Annotated in this window: 13 protein-coding genes; 12 read left to right on the top strand and 1 reads right to left on the bottom strand. The window is 29.8% G+C overall.

The window, feature by feature from the left end; genetic code table 11:
• Positions 1 to 143 precede the first annotated feature (143 nt).
• Complete coding sequence (locus ACSIGC_RS07920; protein WP_442267586.1) at positions 144 to 449, top strand: hypothetical protein; 306 nt, start codon at positions 144 to 146, stop codon at positions 447 to 449.
• A complete protein-coding gene (locus ACSIGC_RS07915; RefSeq protein WP_442267585.1) occupies positions 446 to 2500 on the top strand; it encodes a PepSY-associated TM helix domain-containing protein in 2055 nt (684 codons plus the stop codon). The genes ACSIGC_RS07920 and ACSIGC_RS07915 overlap by 4 nt, the downstream gene beginning before the upstream one ends.
• Before the next feature lie 79 nt (positions 2501 to 2579).
• Here ACSIGC_RS07915 and ACSIGC_RS07910 read toward each other — a convergent pair whose 3' ends face one another.
• On the bottom strand, positions 2580 to 2978 hold the full coding sequence (locus tag ACSIGC_RS07910) for a hypothetical protein (protein ID WP_442267584.1): 399 nt from the start codon (positions 2976 to 2978) through the stop codon (positions 2580 to 2582).
• A 110-nt stretch (positions 2979 to 3088) separates the two neighbouring features.
• Between ACSIGC_RS07910 and ACSIGC_RS07905 the strand changes: the two genes are divergently transcribed.
• The 10 genes from ACSIGC_RS07905 (at position 3089) to ccoG (ending at position 15206) form a co-directional block, all read left to right on the top strand.
• Complete coding sequence (locus ACSIGC_RS07905; protein ID WP_442267583.1) at positions 3089 to 4336, top strand: ATP-binding protein; 1248 nt, start codon at positions 3089 to 3091, stop codon at positions 4334 to 4336.
• Positions 4333 to 5382 (top strand): response regulator, encoded by a 1050-nt coding sequence (locus ACSIGC_RS07900; RefSeq protein ID WP_442267582.1) that lies wholly within the window; start codon positions 4333 to 4335, stop codon positions 5380 to 5382. The genes ACSIGC_RS07905 and ACSIGC_RS07900 overlap by 4 nt, the downstream gene beginning before the upstream one ends.
• Before the next feature lie 61 nt (positions 5383 to 5443).
• A complete protein-coding gene (locus ACSIGC_RS07895; RefSeq protein ID WP_442267581.1) occupies positions 5444 to 6316 on the top strand; it encodes an RsiV family protein in 873 nt (290 codons plus the stop codon).
• A gap of 96 nt (positions 6317 to 6412) precedes the next feature.
• The gene (locus tag ACSIGC_RS07890) at positions 6413 to 8782 is read left to right on the top strand and encodes a heavy metal translocating P-type ATPase (protein ID WP_442267580.1); all 2370 of its coding nucleotides are present in this window, start codon (positions 6413 to 6415) and stop codon (positions 8780 to 8782) included.
• A gap of 1 nt (position 8783) precedes the next feature.
• Positions 8784 to 10145: an oxygen-independent coproporphyrinogen III oxidase gene (gene hemN, locus ACSIGC_RS07885; protein WP_442267579.1), complete on the top strand. Its 1362-nt coding sequence runs from the start codon at positions 8784 to 8786 to the stop codon at positions 10143 to 10145.
• 172 nt (positions 10146 to 10317) lie between these two features.
• On the top strand, positions 10318 to 10485 hold the full coding sequence (ccoS, locus tag ACSIGC_RS07880) for a cbb3-type cytochrome oxidase assembly protein CcoS (protein ID WP_095069516.1): 168 nt from the start codon (positions 10318 to 10320) through the stop codon (positions 10483 to 10485).
• Between the two features lie 21 nt (positions 10486 to 10506).
• Positions 10507 to 12705 (top strand): cytochrome-c oxidase, cbb3-type subunit I, encoded by a 2199-nt coding sequence (gene ccoN / locus ACSIGC_RS07875; RefSeq protein ID WP_442267578.1) that lies wholly within the window; start codon positions 10507 to 10509, stop codon positions 12703 to 12705.
• Between the two features lie 4 nt (positions 12706 to 12709).
• Positions 12710 to 12877 (top strand): cytochrome C oxidase subunit IV, encoded by a 168-nt coding sequence (locus ACSIGC_RS07870; protein ID WP_075340982.1) that lies wholly within the window; start codon positions 12710 to 12712, stop codon positions 12875 to 12877.
• 11 nt (positions 12878 to 12888) lie between these two features.
• The gene (locus ACSIGC_RS07865) at positions 12889 to 13758 is read left to right on the top strand and encodes a cbb3-type cytochrome c oxidase N-terminal domain-containing protein (protein WP_442267577.1); all 870 of its coding nucleotides are present in this window, start codon (positions 12889 to 12891) and stop codon (positions 13756 to 13758) included.
• A gap of 26 nt (positions 13759 to 13784) precedes the next feature.
• Entirely contained in the window at positions 13785 to 15206 is a 1422-nt protein-coding gene (gene ccoG, locus ACSIGC_RS07860; RefSeq protein ID WP_442267576.1) for a cytochrome c oxidase accessory protein CcoG, read from the top strand.
• The last annotated feature ends 11 nt before the right edge of the window (positions 15207 to 15217 follow it).

Genomic DNA, 15217 nt, shown 5'->3' with positions numbered 1-15217 from the left:
TACACTTGGTTTTTTATTCTGGTTATTTGCTTTAAGTAGTTTGTTGAGTCTTGTAATATGTATATATCCATTACGGTTATTTAAAACAAACTATACCTTTTTTGTTATGATTTTTTCTATTATAATCGAATTAACCTTGAATTATGCCAGCTAATAGAAAATACTTAACAACGTCGTCTTGGCATAAAGGAACTAAAATTGTTTCTGGTATACTTGGAGGCTATATTATAACAGTTTTATTGCACATGATTGCAGCCTTGGTTTTACCATTTCATAAAGAGATTTTAATCACATCAATTTTTACCATGTTTTTAATTTGGGGAGCATTATTGATAATTCCATTTTTATTTAAAAACGGATTCAAATCACTGCTACTGTATGTATTGATTATTGTGTTACTTTTTATTCTATACACTTTAGTTCAAAAAGAAAATCCATTTGTATCATGAGTAATAGAAATTACAATGTTTTTTTCAATACACATACTGTAAGTGGAATCGTAATTAGTGTAGCATTATATATTATTTTTTTTGCTGGAGCTTTTGCTTTATTCAAAGATGAAATTGGAATTTGGGAAGAAGGAATAAAATCGACCTATACCAATAGAAAGGATATCGATTATGATAAATTATTAGCAACATTAAATAAAGATTATGATTTATCTGGTAGAGATCTACAGATAGATTTAGGTAAGCATGAAGATAAAATTTATGTATATCTTTTAGCTAGTCAAGATTCTACAGCAACAGAAAAGAGCAGAACTGCACAGTTTTTTTCGCTAGACATTCATACTGAAGAGAGAAAAGAGTACCACGAGTATTATGGTATTGGAGAGTTCTTATACAGATTACATTTCTTTCATCAAATTCCTGTTATTGGAATTTATTTGGCAGGTTTTGTAGCCATATTTTTCTTATTTGCAATCATCACAGGAGTGATAGTACATTGGAAAAAAATAGTTTCAAATTTTTATACATTCAATCCTAAGATCGCTTTAAAAAGAGTTTGGACAGATGCACATACTGCTTTAGGAATTATAGGATTACCTTTTCAATTTATTTTTGCAGTAACAGGAGCATACTTTTGTTTATCCATTTTGGTTTTACTTCCAGCTAATTTTCTTTATAATGGAGATCAAACCAAACTTTTAGAAGATATTCGTCCAGAACGAAAAACGTATGTCTGGAAAGAAAAAACAACAGAGAAGCTTCCTCTTTTTAATGACTTTATCCAAAAATCAGATACATTTTGGAATGAGTTTGAATTCACAACTGCATTTATAAGAAATTATAGTGGCACTAATATGAAGTATGTACTTCAGGGTGAGTTGAAAGATTCTGAGAGATTTGTTGGTTTAGGAAGAGTAATTTTTGATATGGAAACTGGATTAATAAAAGCAGATAAAAATCCAGAGAAACTAAACTATATTGAAGATACACAACGAGTCTTAACTCGTTTACATTTTGGTGATTTCGGAGGTGTTTTCATGAAAATCATTTATTTCGTCTTAGCATTAATTACTTGTTTTGTCATACTATCGGGAGTTCTAATTTGGGTTGAAGCTAGAAATAAAAAAAGCATGACTTTGAGTCAGCGTTTATTTACAGCTAACATTGGGCATATTTATTTGTCAATATGTTTATCGATGTTACCAGTAACAGCAATTTCTTTTCTTTTCATAAAGTTATTTGGAACGCGATTCACAAATTCACAATCTGCCATATATTATTTCTACTTCACACTTTGGATTTTGGCAATATTATTCATGAGGTTTAAAAGAGATAATTACAAAATAAATAAGATCAGTTTATTACTTGGTGGAATTACTGGTGTTTTAATTCCAATAGTAAACGGAATTGTTTCTAAACAATGGATATGGACTTCTTTTCAAGAGCATCAGTATGATATTTTAACTGTAGATATGTTATGGTTAAGTATTGGGATTATAAGTTTATTGGCTTACACTAAAATTAATAAAAAAATAAAAACTCAAAGTTCATTTACGAAGAATCCTATCGATTATAAAGCAGTCAAATTACAGTTAATGGAAGAAGAAAAATTAAATCAATTAAAAGAACAAACAATAGATAAAAACTTTATAGCAATGCGAACAAAAATTATCATACTATGGTTAACCATGGTTATCGGATTCATTATACATCATGTTTACGGAATAGCAAATGTGTATTTTCAAGAATCTTTAGTGTTAGAAGGAGCCGATGGAGAAATTCCAGGATGGGCACATCAATGGAGAATTATTTTAGAAGGGATGGCGTTTTTATTTGCAATTTTAACTGTAGAATTTGCTCAAAAATGGTTTAAGTGGATTTCTTTAATTTGGGCAGTTTTATTAGGATTATTTAATATTTATCATTGGATAACGGCTATGATTTACGAAATGAGTAATGTTTCAGAAATTCTAATTTTATTCTTAATGGTAGTAGCAAATATCTTTTTAATTAAAGAAATATTGTATTGGAAATCAGATAGTGTAAAATAGAACTAGTATGTTTGTAAAACAGAAAGCTTTAGATTTTTTCTAAAGCTTTTTTATTATTTATGAAATATAAAGGAATTATTTAGTTCAATTCTATTTCAAGTTTATTAAGAATTAATAATTCAGATTTGTTTTTTCCTTTAAAAGCATTAGCAATAAGGTTAGATGTTTCTAGTATTAAGTGTTTTACATCGTCTGTGAAAAAATATGGATGATTATAATAGTATTCTATAAAATCAGAAAAGCAATCATTAGTGGTAGCATTTTTACTATAAAGCCAATCAAATACAACTTCTATTTGATAAGCAGTATCGGTACCAAATACATCAAAAGTTTCATCAATCATTAACCACTTATCTTTAACAACCTGCTTTAATGCATTTATTTCATGTAAATTAATATGGTTGTCAGATTTAGCGATTGCATAAAAAACTTTAGCAATATTCTGATAAAACTTGATGTTCAGCTTTTTTGTTTTCATTCTAAATACGATTCAAAACAAAAATAAAATGAACAGCTGAGGCAAGAAATGATAAATATCAGCTATAGTCTTTTTAATAAAATATATCTTTATATCAAATTTCTAATTGAATGTTCGACAAGGAAGAAAGAATAATTTTTGATACTCTTTTTGAAGCTGTTTCAGAAGGTATTATTGTGGTAGATAATAATCAAGAAATCATGGTTGTAAACTCATCTGCTGAAGCTATGTTTGGTTACGATAAAGATGAATTGTTAAATCAGCAATTGAAAACATTAATTCCTCAAAAGTATAAAGGAACTCACGATTCGCATTTTAATTCATTTTTAAAAGTACAGCAGAAAAGACAAATGGGGCACGGAAGAGATTTGTATGCCGCACACAAAAACGGAAGTGTATTTCCTATAGAAGTAGGTTTAAATCCGTTTGAAATGCAAGGAGAAATGTATACAATGGCGTTAGTTGTAGATATTTCTTTGAGAAAACATCAAGAACTAGAAATCCTAGAGTTAAATACCAAACTAGAAAATAAAGTAAGAGAAAGAACCAAAAGTTTAAGTGAAACTGTAGATGAATTAGAAAAAATGAATCAGCAGTTAGATGAAGAAAATAAGAAAAGAATTGTTGCAGAGAAAAAGGCGAAAGTAGCATTAAAGAAAGAGCGAGAATTAAATGAATTAAAAACAAAGTTTTTATCATTGGTTTCTCATGAATTTAAAACGCCTTTAAGCGGAATTTTAACGTCTACAATGTTGTTGTCGAAATACAAATTAACCGAACAACAAGAAAAAAGAGAAAAACATTTATCGATTATAAAAAACAAGGTTCATTATTTAAATAATATCCTAAACGATTTTTTATCTGTTGAAAAACTTGAAAAAGGAGAAATTAAATATAATTTAACTTCTTTTCAAATTAAAAAAACAATAAAAGAGGCGATAAATGGAGCAAGTTTGTTATTGAAAAAAGGTCAAGAAATTGTGTGTAATTCAGATATGGAAGACATTACAATTTATCAAGATGAGAAAATAATGGAACTTACTTTTTTAAATTTATTAAGTAATGCTGTAAAATATTCTCCAGAAAATACAACGATAACAATTTCCGTTCGTCAGAATCATTCAGAAACTACAGTTCAGGTAGAAGATCAAGGATTTGGAATTCCTGAGAAAGATCAGAAAAACATATTTCAACGTTATTTTAGAGCAGAGAATGTATTATTAAATGAAGGCACAGGTATAGGTTTAAATATTGTAAAAAATCATTTAGAAAATTTAGGAGGAACTATTACTTTTACGAGTAAAGAGAATGTTGGCTCAACATTTATAATTATGATACCTAATAAAGCCGAATTATGAGAAAAATTCTACTAATTGAAGATGATATTATATTAAGAGAAAATACAGCCGAATTATTAGAGTTAACAGATTACTATGAAGTAATAATGGCCGAAAATGGTAAAGTAGGCATACAAAAAGCTTTAGAAGAGTTACCTGATATTATTATTTGTGATATAATGATGCCAGAAATTGACGGTTACGGAGTTTTAGAAATTTTATCTAAAAACCCAAAAACACAGTTTATCCCTTTTATCTTTTTATCAGCAAAAACTGAACGAAGTGACGTACGAAAAGGAATGAACTTAGGTGCAGACGATTATATTACAAAACCTTTTACTGAAGAAGAGTTAATCAGTGCAATAGAAAGTAGATTGGCTAAATCTGCTATTTTAAAAGAGCAAAAAGTTACTGTAGTAGAAGAAACAAATGAAAATGAACTTAGAGATCTAAATGATTTAAAAAATTTTTTTGATGATAACGGAACTGTTTTTTTATTTCATGTTGAAGATAAAGTATACGAAGAAGGTGATAATTCTAATTATATTTATTTAGTTACTAAAGGAGTCGTAAAATGTTCTAAGCTTAATGAGCAAGGAAAAGTATTAACTACTTCGCTATATAAAGAAGATGATTTATTTGGATATACTTCTTTTTCCCAAAATATTCCTTATCAAGAAACAGCTATAGCCATGGAAACAACAGAACTTGTTGGAATACATAAATCTGAATTAATTTCTATTTTACATAAAAATCATAAAGTTGTATTAGATTTAGTTGATCTTTTAGCAGATAATTTAAAAGATGTAAAAGAACAATTATTAGATATGGCTTATAATTCTGTTCATAAAAAAACAGCAGCAACGCTACTAAAATTTGCAGAACGTATGAATAGAAACCCAGATGATATTATAAGAATAGCTAGACATGATTTGGCTAGTGTTGCGGGTATTGCTACTGAAACTTTAATACGCAGTATATCTAAATTGAAAAAGAAAGGAATTATAGAAATAGAAGGTAGAAATATAAAAATAGTAGATATTGAGGCTTTAAAGTTAGTAGAATGATTTTTATCATTTTATACTTTTTTAAAAACAAATATTTTTCATTTCAAATAAAGTATTTATCATGAAAATTACAACTTATTTAATGTTTGGATTATTGGTTGCATTACTAATAACCAGTTGTGAAATAGATAAAAAACCAACAAATATTTCTGTAGAAAATAAAGTTATAGATTCATTAATTCATAAAGATACGGTTGTAACCAAACTTAATTCTGAAGAGTTAAATCAAAATATAAAAATTGAAGCTATAATATCAGATTTAGATGATAGCAACGAAATAAAAGATCATATTTTACACAAACAATTATATAAGGAAACAGCTAATTATATAATTGATTTTTGTTACCCTCATTTAAATGAAAAATACAATCCTAAATTTGAGGTGTTTAATGAATTTGTAGAGAATGAATTAATTCAACTTTCTAAAATGGAGCAAGATATATTAGAAAGTCAAGAATTACTATGTGATACGCTAAAAACAAAGCCAATACGAGAGCACAGAATTGCAGAGTATAAAATATATCAGCAAAAAGAAACACATATAAGTGTACTTTTTTATTTAGAAAACCACTATGCACAAACTAAAGCGGCTTACTATACTTTCAAAACGGTAAATTTTGACAAAATAAATGGTAAACTATTAAACTTTGAAGATTATTTTTTACAGGGAAGCTTATCAGAAGTTCATAATATTTTAAATTCAGAAATTAAAACTCAAATTGCTAAAGGAGATTTATTTTACGAGTGCTTTGAAGTAAGTTTAGATGACTTTGAAATTGCTAAAAATGATTTTGTAATTAATGATGATCAACTAATTTTTTATTTTAATGATTGTGTAATGTGCCCTTCATTTGTAGGAACATACTGTATTGAGATTCCTTTAGAAAAATTAAAACCAGTACTAAAGCAGAATTGGTCGAATCGCTTTATTTAATAACATCAAAATAACTTACTTAAAAGTTATAAACTGATTAATATCATAGTTTACTGTTCATTTCATACAGAAATTTGCTTTAAGTAAATTCTGTATATGAATACAACATGTTATCACTGTGGAGATGAATGTAAAGATTATCAAAAAATAGATTTTGATAATAAATCTTTTTGTTGCAATGGTTGTAAAACGGTATACGAGATTTTTTCGCTAAATGATTTAACATGCTATTACGATCTGCAAGAAAGTCCGGGAGCAACACCTCAAGATATACAAGGTAAATATGATTATTTAGATGATAAAAGTATTATTGAAAAACTATTATCATTTAATGATGGTAACATACAGATTCTAGATTTATACATACCCTATATTCATTGTAGTTCATGTATTTGGGTATTAGAAAACCTTCAAAAACTTCAAAATGGAATTATAACTACTCAAGTCAATTTCCCTAAGAAAAGTATAACTATTACCTATAAAGTAACTCAGGTTACTTTAAAAGAAGTTGTTGTGTTGTTGAGTTCTATCGGTTATGAGCCTTATATTTCTTTAGAAGATTATGAATCGGGAAGTAAAAATGTAGACCGTAGTTTAATTTATAAGTTAGGTTTGGCAGGTTTTGCTTTCGGAAATGTAATGTTACTTTCTTTTCCAGAGTATTTTGAAGTGAATGAATTTTGGTTAGAAAAGTATAAACATACATTTCGTTGGTTGATGTTTGCATTTTCTATTCCAGTAGTTGTATATGCAGCCCAAGATTATCTGATCTCTGCGTACAAAGGATTACGATCTAAATTATTGAATATAGATGTTCCTATCGCATTGGGAATTCTAGTGCTTTTTATAAGAAGTGCTGTTGAGGTATTATTTGATTTAGGAAGTGGTTTTTTCGATAGCTTAACTGGTTTGGTTTTCTTTTTATTATTAGGAAAGTTCTTTCAACAAAAAACATACAATTATTTATCCTTTGAGCGTGATTATAAATCCTATTTTCCAATTGCTGTCACGAAAGTGAATAAAAACGGAAATGAAGAAACTATTCAGATTTATAAGATTAAAAAAGGAGATCGAATTTTAATTCGAAATCAAGAATTAATCCCAGTAGATGGAATTCTTATTAACGGAAATGCACAAATCGATTATAGTTTTGTAACTGGTGAAGCAAATCCGATTCAGAAAAAATCAGGAGATAAATTATTTGCTGGAGGAAAACAATTGTCTGGTGCTATAGAAATTGAAGCAATCAATTCTGTAGAACAAAGTTATTTAACCCAGTTATGGAGTAATGCTGTTTTCGAAAAAGATAAAACGAGTAAATTTACAACTATAACAAATGAAATAAGTAAACACTTTACTATTGCTATTCTTTCCATAGCCGTTCTAGCAAGTGTGTTTTGGTTTTTTACAGATGCATCTAAAGTTTTAAATGTTTTTACAGCTGTACTTATTATAGCTTGTCCGTGTGCAATTGCGTTAGCAGCTCCATTTACTTTAGGAAATATGTTGCGAATTTTTGGTAAGAAGAAATTCTATTTAAAAAATGCTACAGTTATAGAACAGTTAGCAAAAGTAAACGCGTTGGTTTTCGATAAAACAGGAACCTTAACAACTAGAGCAAATAGTGAAGTAAAGTATATGGGGTCTACTTTAAATTTTAAAGAAAAGAAAGCTTTAAAAGCAACATTACGAGCTTCTAATCATCCTTTAAGTAGAACAATTTATGAAACGATGTCGAACATTCCTTTGGAAAAAGAAAGCCATGTTTTCGAACATACAGGAAAAGGTTTACAAGCTACAGTAGCTAGTGTTGATGTTAAAGTTGGATCTGCTTCTTTTGTGAAAAATGAAAAAGAACAATTTAGTTCAGATACTTCTGTGCATGTAAGTATTCAAAACGATTATAAAGGAAAGTTTACATTAAAAAATACCTACCGTAAACATGTAGATGAAGTATTTCAAACTTTTTCAGAATATGATCTTTCTGTTGTCTCAGGAGACAATGAAGGAGAAAAAGCGTATTTGAAAAAAAGATTACCAGAAAACACTACATTATTATTCAATCAAAAACCAGAAGATAAATTAGACTATGTTTCTCAACTTCAAAAGAGACATAAAAATGTGGCGATGATTGGAGACGGATTAAATGATGCTGGGGCTTTAATGCAAAGTGAAGTTGGTATTGCAGTATCTGAAGATATTAATGTGTTTTCACCAGCATGTGATGCAATTTTAGATGCGAATCAGTTTGAAAAACTCCCAAAATTTATAAAAGCCACACAGCAAACCATGCGTATTATTCAATACTGTTTTATCATTTCTCTGGTATATAATAGTGTCGGATTGTATTTCGCTGTAACCGGGCAATTATCTCCTGTAATTGCTGCGATTCTAATGCCTTTAAGTTCAATAAGTATTGTGGTGTTTACCACTATAGCAACTAATATTTTAGGAAAAAAACTTTAATATGAAATCACTAATTCAAAAATATAATATTCCAGGTCCAAGATATACGAGTTATCCAACTGTTCCATATTGGGATACAACTACTTTTTCAAAAGAAAGATGGCTTAAAAGTTTTAAAAAATCATTTGAGGAGAGTAATCAAGCTGAAGGAATAAGTTTATATATACACTTACCTTTTTGTGAAAGTTTATGCACATTTTGTGCTTGCCATAAACACATTACAAAACGTCATGAAGTTGAAATTCCGTATATCAAAACTCTAATTAAGGAATGGGAATTATATAAAGAAAAAATGACCCAAGTTCCTGTGATTAAAGAAATTCATTTAGGAGGAGGAACACCGACTTTTTTTGCTTCGGAACAGTTAAAAGAATTGATCAATTCAATTTTAGAAGGAAGTGAAAAACATCCTGATTTCGAGTTTAGTTTTGAAGGTCATCCGAATAATACAACAAAAGAACAATTAGAAACTTTATATAATCTCGGATTTACACGTGTAAGTTTTGGTATTCAAGATTATGATAGTACTGTTCAGAAAGCAATTCATAGAATTCAACCTTTCGAAAACGTAAAAAAAGTTACAAAATGGGCTCGTGAAATTGGATATACATCTGTGAGTCATGATTTAATTTTCGGGTTACCGTTTCAAACAAAAGAAAGTATTACCGACACAATTTTAAAGACAAAAGAATTGCTTCCAGATCGAATTTCATTTTATAGTTACGCGCATGTACCTTGGGTAAAAGGAGTTGGTCAGCGAGGTTTTAGTGAAGAAAATTTACCTAAGTCAGATGAGAAAAGAGCTTTGTATGAATTAGGAAAAGAAATGCTAACCAATATTGGATATCATGAAATAGGAATGGATCATTTTGCGTTGTCTTCCGATAGTTTGTTTAAAGCAACAACTTCACAAAGACTCCATAGAAATTTTATGGGATACACATCAAGTAAAACCAAACTTATGATTGGTTTAGGAATGTCAGCAATTAGTGATTCTTGGTACGGATTTGCACAAAATGTAAAAACTGTAAAAGAATATCAAGCATTAGTCAACAATGGTGAAATCCCAGTATTTAGAGGTCATATTTTAACTGAGGAAGATTTGGTAATTAGAAAACATATTTTAAATATTATGTGTCATTTTTCTACCAGTTGGAAAACAAAAGAAATGCATTTTGAAGCTTTATCGAAATCAATAGAGTTATTAGAAGAAATAGCTTCAGATAATTTAATTACAATTGATAGTAATTCATTAAATGTAGCTCAAGAAGCTCGACCATTTATTCGAAATATTTGTATGGCTTTTGATGTTCGATTACAACGAAAGAAACCTGAAACAAAGTTATTCTCAATGACGATATAATCTAATAAAAAGGAAGAAAACCGTTGTTTGACGATCTATTGATAAAAACTTTAATCTTTTTATGGATATCTAACTTATATACATATGAAGAATAAAAGTCAAACATGACCAATGTCATAGTATAAAAACCTTTCCAAAACTACTTTTGAAATATAATTAATAAACTAACAAGATGGGGGTAATTTATGTATTGCTGGCAGTGAGTGTGTCAGTAGCAATAGTGTTTTTTATTGCATTTATAATTTCCGTTAAAAAGGGACAATATGACGATACCTACACTCCTTCAGTTAGAATGTTATTTGACGACGAGTTAGTAACTAAGAATACAAATAAAGAATAGATTTTTAATTCAATTTAAATTATGGAAATGCAACAATTTTATTACGATAATAAAATCGTAAAAAAATTTATTTACGCTACCTTATTATGGGGAATCGTAGGTTTTTCAGTGGGGCTTCTCTTAGCTTTTATGTTTTTATTCCCAAATATAACTGATGGGATTTCATGGCTTAGTTTTGGTCGTTTAAGGCCGTTACATACTAATGCTGTAATTTTTGCATTCGTAGGAAATGCAATTTATGCAGGTGTGTATTATTCTCTCCAACGTTTGTTAAAAACGAGAATGGCAAGTGATCTCTTAAGTAATATAAACTTTTGGGGATGGCAGTTAATTATTGTAGCAGCAGCAATTACACTTCCTTTAGGATATACAACTTCTAAAGAATATGCTGAATTAGAATGGCCAATAGATATAGCAATAGCCTTAGTATGGGTTGTTTTTGGTGTAAATATGATTTGGACGATCTTAAAACGTCGTCAACGTCATTTGTATGTTGCCATTTGGTTTTACCTAGCAACATTTGTTACTGTTGCAGTGCTACACATTTTTAATAGTTTAGAATTACCAGTAAGTGGATTGAAAAGTTATTCTGTTTATGCTGGAGTTCAAGATGCTTTAGTACAATGGTGGTACGGACATAACGCTGTGGCGTTCTTCTTAACAACTCCTTTTTTAGGATTGATGTATTACTTTATTCCTAAAGCGGCAAATAGACCAGTATATTCTTATCGATTGTCGATCATTCACTTTTGGTCTTTAATTTTTATTTATATCTGGGCTGGTCCGCATCACTTATTATATTCTGCTTTACCAAACTGGGCTCAGAATTTAGGCGTAGTTTTTTCAATTATGTTAATTGCTCCATCTTGGGGAGGAATGATCAACGGATTATTAACCCTAAGAGGAAGTTGGGATAAAGTTCGTCAAGATCCAGTTTTAAAATTTATGGTCGTTGCAATTACAGGTTATGGTATGGCAACTTTTGAAGGTCCAATGTTGTCGCTAAAAAATGTAAATGCAATTGCACACTTTACAGATTGGATTATTGCTCATGTTCATGTTGGAGCTTTAGCATGGAACGGGTTTATGACTTTCGGTATGATTTATTGGTTAGTTCCTAAATTATTTAAAACAAAATTATATTCTAGAGCTTTAGCTAATTTCCATTTCTGGATAGGAACTTTAGGAATCATTATCTATACATTACCAATGTATGTTGCAGGTTTTGTTCAAGCTTTTATGTGGAAACAATTCAATCCAGATGGAACATTAACTTATGCAAACTTCTTAGAAACAGTTCAAGAAATTTTACCAATGTATTGGTTACGTGCTATCGGAGGTAGTTTATACATCATCGGAGCAATTGTAATGGTTTATGTTATTGTGCAAACGATTAGACAAGGTGAAAAAGTAACTGATGATTTAGCTGAAGCAGCTCCGTTAACTAAAGTTTCAAAATATAGAACAAAAGGTGAAACATGGCATACTTGGTTAGAGCGTAAGCCAGTGAAATTAACATTGTACGCTACAATAGCAATTTTAATTGGAGGAGTAGTACAAATTGTACCAACACTAATGGTTGAGTCTAACATTCCGTATATCGAAGCTGTAAAACCATACTCTCCGTTAGAATTAGAAGGTAGAGATATTTATATATCGAACGGATGTGTATCATGTCACTCACAAATGATTCGCCCTTTTAGAAGTGAAGTAGAACGTTATGGAGAATACTCAAAGGCAGGAGAATTTGTATACGATCATCCTTTCTTATGGGGAAGCAAACGTACTGGTCCAGATTTGCATCGTGTAGGAGGAAAGTATAACGACAGTTGGCACTTTAATCATATGTACGATCCTCAAAGTACTTCACCAGGATCTATTATGCCAGCTTACCAATGGATTATCAAAAATAAACTGGATAAATCGCAAACTGAAAAGAAAATGCGAGCCATGATCACTTTAGGAGTTCCTTATACAGAAGAAGATGTGAAAAATGCTCAAAAGAGTATGGATGAACAAGGAATGAAAATTCAAGAAAACTTATATGAAGATCCAGATTTTGCAAGCAACTATGATGCAAGTAAAAAGTATGCAAAAGCAAATGATATTCCTTTTGTAGAAATGAAAGACAGAGAAATTGTAGCACTTATAGCTTATTTACAACGATTAGGAGTTGATATTAAAGTAAACGATGTAAAAGACAAATTATCAAAAAAATAGAATCATGTTAAAGTTTGTAAAAAATCATTTAGAGAGTATCACAGGAATTGAAATCTACCCATTGATTTCATTAAGCATATTCTTCACCTTTTTTCTATTGCTTTTTTGGTGGGTCTTTACAGCAAAGAAATCATACATAAAAAAAGTAAGTAACATACCATTAGATAATTAAACAGAAAAATCATGAAAAGAGTTTTTCAATCGATCATATACCTACTATTTGTTTTTGTAAGTTTTTGGGCTTTAATTAAAGCAATTACTTCATATGAAAATCCATTTAGTTTATACGAAAACCCATTAGTTTGGATACTGTTAGTCTTCTTAATATTAGTCATTTTAGTTAAAGAATACTTTAGTTACACAGTATACAAAATGACAGAGGAATTAAAACTAGAAAAAGAAGGTTTTAATCCAGAAGAAATAGAAGATGAATGGGAAGTATGGTTCAAAAAAATCTTCAAAAAATTTACAAGATCTAAGGCAATAGATGAAGAAGAAGAAATTGTTCTAGATCATAACTATGATGGAATTAAAGAATTAGACAATGTACTTCCGCCATGGTGGGTGTATTTATTTTATGCTACAATAGTTTTCGGAGTAATTTACATGATTCGTTTTCATATTGCAGGAGGAGATTCTCAAGAAATGGAGTATGAAAAAGCAATGGCAAAAGCCAAATATGAAATTGAGCAATATAAAGCAAATACACCAAATTTATTTGATATAGAAAAAGTAGAATTACTTACTGATGATGGAGCAATAGCAAGAGGAAAAGCAGTGTTCAATTTGAACTGTGCTTCATGTCATGCAAAAGATGGAGGTGGAGGTGTAGGGCCAAATCTTACAGATGAATATTGGATTTTAGGCGGCGGGTTTAAGAATGTCTTCAATACGGTTTATAATGGAGGTAGAGCAGGAAAAGGAATGGTGCCTTGGAAAGGAGTCTTAAAACCTCAGGATATTCAAAAAGTAGCGAGTTATATTATTTCCATTGAAGGAAATACAACAGCCAAACCAAAGAAACCTCAAGGAGAAATCTGGAAAAAAGAATAGTTAGTAATTAGTTTTGATAGTTGACAATGGAAACACCTAAAAACGAAATATTTAGAGATAGCATTGGTACCATAGACTCCGAAGGAAAACGTGCTTGGGTGTTTCCTAAACAACCTAAAGGAAAACTATATAATTATCGTACTTATGTGAGCTACGCATTATTACTTTTTCTATTGTCAGCGCCATTTATAAAAATCAATGGAAATCAATTTTTATTATTTAATGTTTTAGAACGTAAATTCAATGTATTCGGATTTCCATTCTGGCCGCAAGATTTTCATTTGGTAGTCATATCAATGATTATTGGAGTTGTGTTTGTAACTCTTTTTACGGTTGTTTTTGGAAGAGTTTTCTGTGGATGGATTTGTCCGCAAACTATTTTCCTAGAAATGGTTTTCAGAAAAATAGAATATTGGATTGAAGGAGATCGAGGAAAACAAATCCGTTTAGCTAAACAACCTTGGAATACTGAAAAAATTAAAAAAAAGGTATTAAAATGGTTTATATTCTTTTTGATTTCATTTGGTATTGCAAATGTGTTTTTAGCATACATTATTGGAAGTGATGAACTTTTATTATACATAAGTAACGGACCAGCAAATCATGTTTCAACATTTGTAGCACTGTTAATTTTTACAGGTGTTTTTTATTTTGTTTTTGCTTGGTTTAGAGAGCAAGTATGCATTATCGCTTGTCCGTACGGACGATTACAAGGTGTTTTATTAGATAACCAATCAGTTGTTGTTGCGTACGATTACAAACGAGGAGAAAAAGAGAAAGGAAGAGCAAAATTTAATAAAAAGGAAGATAGAGTAGCATCTGGTAAAGGAGATTGTATCGCTTGTAAGCAATGTGTTCATGTTTGTCCTACAGGAATTGATATTCGTAATGGAACACAACTAGAATGTGTGAATTGTACCGCTTGTATAGATGAGTGTGACACCATGATGGAAAACATTGGGTATCCTAAAGGATTAATTCGTTTTGCTAGTATTGAAAATATAGAAAAAAAGAGTCCGTTTAAGTTTACTGCTAGAATGAAAGGTTATGCAGCAGTGCTTGTCATCTTATTTGGTGTTTTAACAGGAATGTTATTCTTAAGAAATGATGTTGAAGCCAAAGTATTTCGATTACCAGGTCAGTTATATGAACGAAAAGCAGACGGAATTATCAGTAACGTGTATTCTTTTAAAATTGTAAATAAAACTACTGAAGAAATTAACAATATACATTACGAACTACTATCTCATAAAGGGAAAATAGAAATTGTAACACATCAAGATTTTACAATACCTAAACAAGGTATGGCTGAAGGTTCTCTTTTTATTGAGTTACATCAAAGTCAGTTAAAAAAAGATAGAGTGAAACTCAAAATAGGAGTATACAGTAAAGACAAACTTATAGAAACTACCACAACAAATTTTTTAGGACCTAGAAAATTTTGGTAACACTTTAAATT

Source organism: Tenacibaculum aquaeponti (assembly GCF_052084715.1).
Classification (GTDB): Bacteria; Bacteroidota; Bacteroidia; order Flavobacteriales; family Flavobacteriaceae; genus Polaribacter.
Note: the sequence above shows the minus strand (reverse complement) of the source record. Positions and strands in the feature narration are given on the sequence as shown.

Coding starts and splice junctions, on each gene's coding strand:
- ACSIGC_RS07920 (WP_442267586.1), top strand. CDS start 144: ATGCCAGCTAATAGAAAATACTTAACAACGTCGTCTTGGCATAAAGGA.
- ccoN (WP_442267578.1), top strand. CDS start 10,507: ATGGAAATGCAACAATTTTATTACGATAATAAAATCGTAAAAAAATTT.
- ACSIGC_RS07890 (WP_442267580.1), top strand. CDS start 6,413: ATGAATACAACATGTTATCACTGTGGAGATGAATGTAAAGATTATCAA.
- ACSIGC_RS07900 (WP_442267582.1), top strand. CDS start 4,333: ATGAGAAAAATTCTACTAATTGAAGATGATATTATATTAAGAGAAAAT.
- ACSIGC_RS07910 (WP_442267584.1), bottom strand. CDS start 2,978: ATGAAAACAAAAAAGCTGAACATCAAGTTTTATCAGAATATTGCTAAA.
- ACSIGC_RS07895 (WP_442267581.1), top strand. CDS start 5,444: ATGAAAATTACAACTTATTTAATGTTTGGATTATTGGTTGCATTACTA.
- ACSIGC_RS07870 (WP_075340982.1), top strand. CDS start 12,710: ATGTTAAAGTTTGTAAAAAATCATTTAGAGAGTATCACAGGAATTGAA.
- ACSIGC_RS07915 (WP_442267585.1), top strand. CDS start 446: ATGAGTAATAGAAATTACAATGTTTTTTTCAATACACATACTGTAAGT.
- ACSIGC_RS07905 (WP_442267583.1), top strand. CDS start 3,089: ATGTTCGACAAGGAAGAAAGAATAATTTTTGATACTCTTTTTGAAGCT.
- hemN (WP_442267579.1), top strand. CDS start 8,784: ATGAAATCACTAATTCAAAAATATAATATTCCAGGTCCAAGATATACG.
- ACSIGC_RS07865 (WP_442267577.1), top strand. CDS start 12,889: ATGAAAAGAGTTTTTCAATCGATCATATACCTACTATTTGTTTTTGTA.
- ccoS (WP_095069516.1), top strand. CDS start 10,318: ATGGGGGTAATTTATGTATTGCTGGCAGTGAGTGTGTCAGTAGCAATA.
- ccoG (WP_442267576.1), top strand. CDS start 13,785: ATGGAAACACCTAAAAACGAAATATTTAGAGATAGCATTGGTACCATA.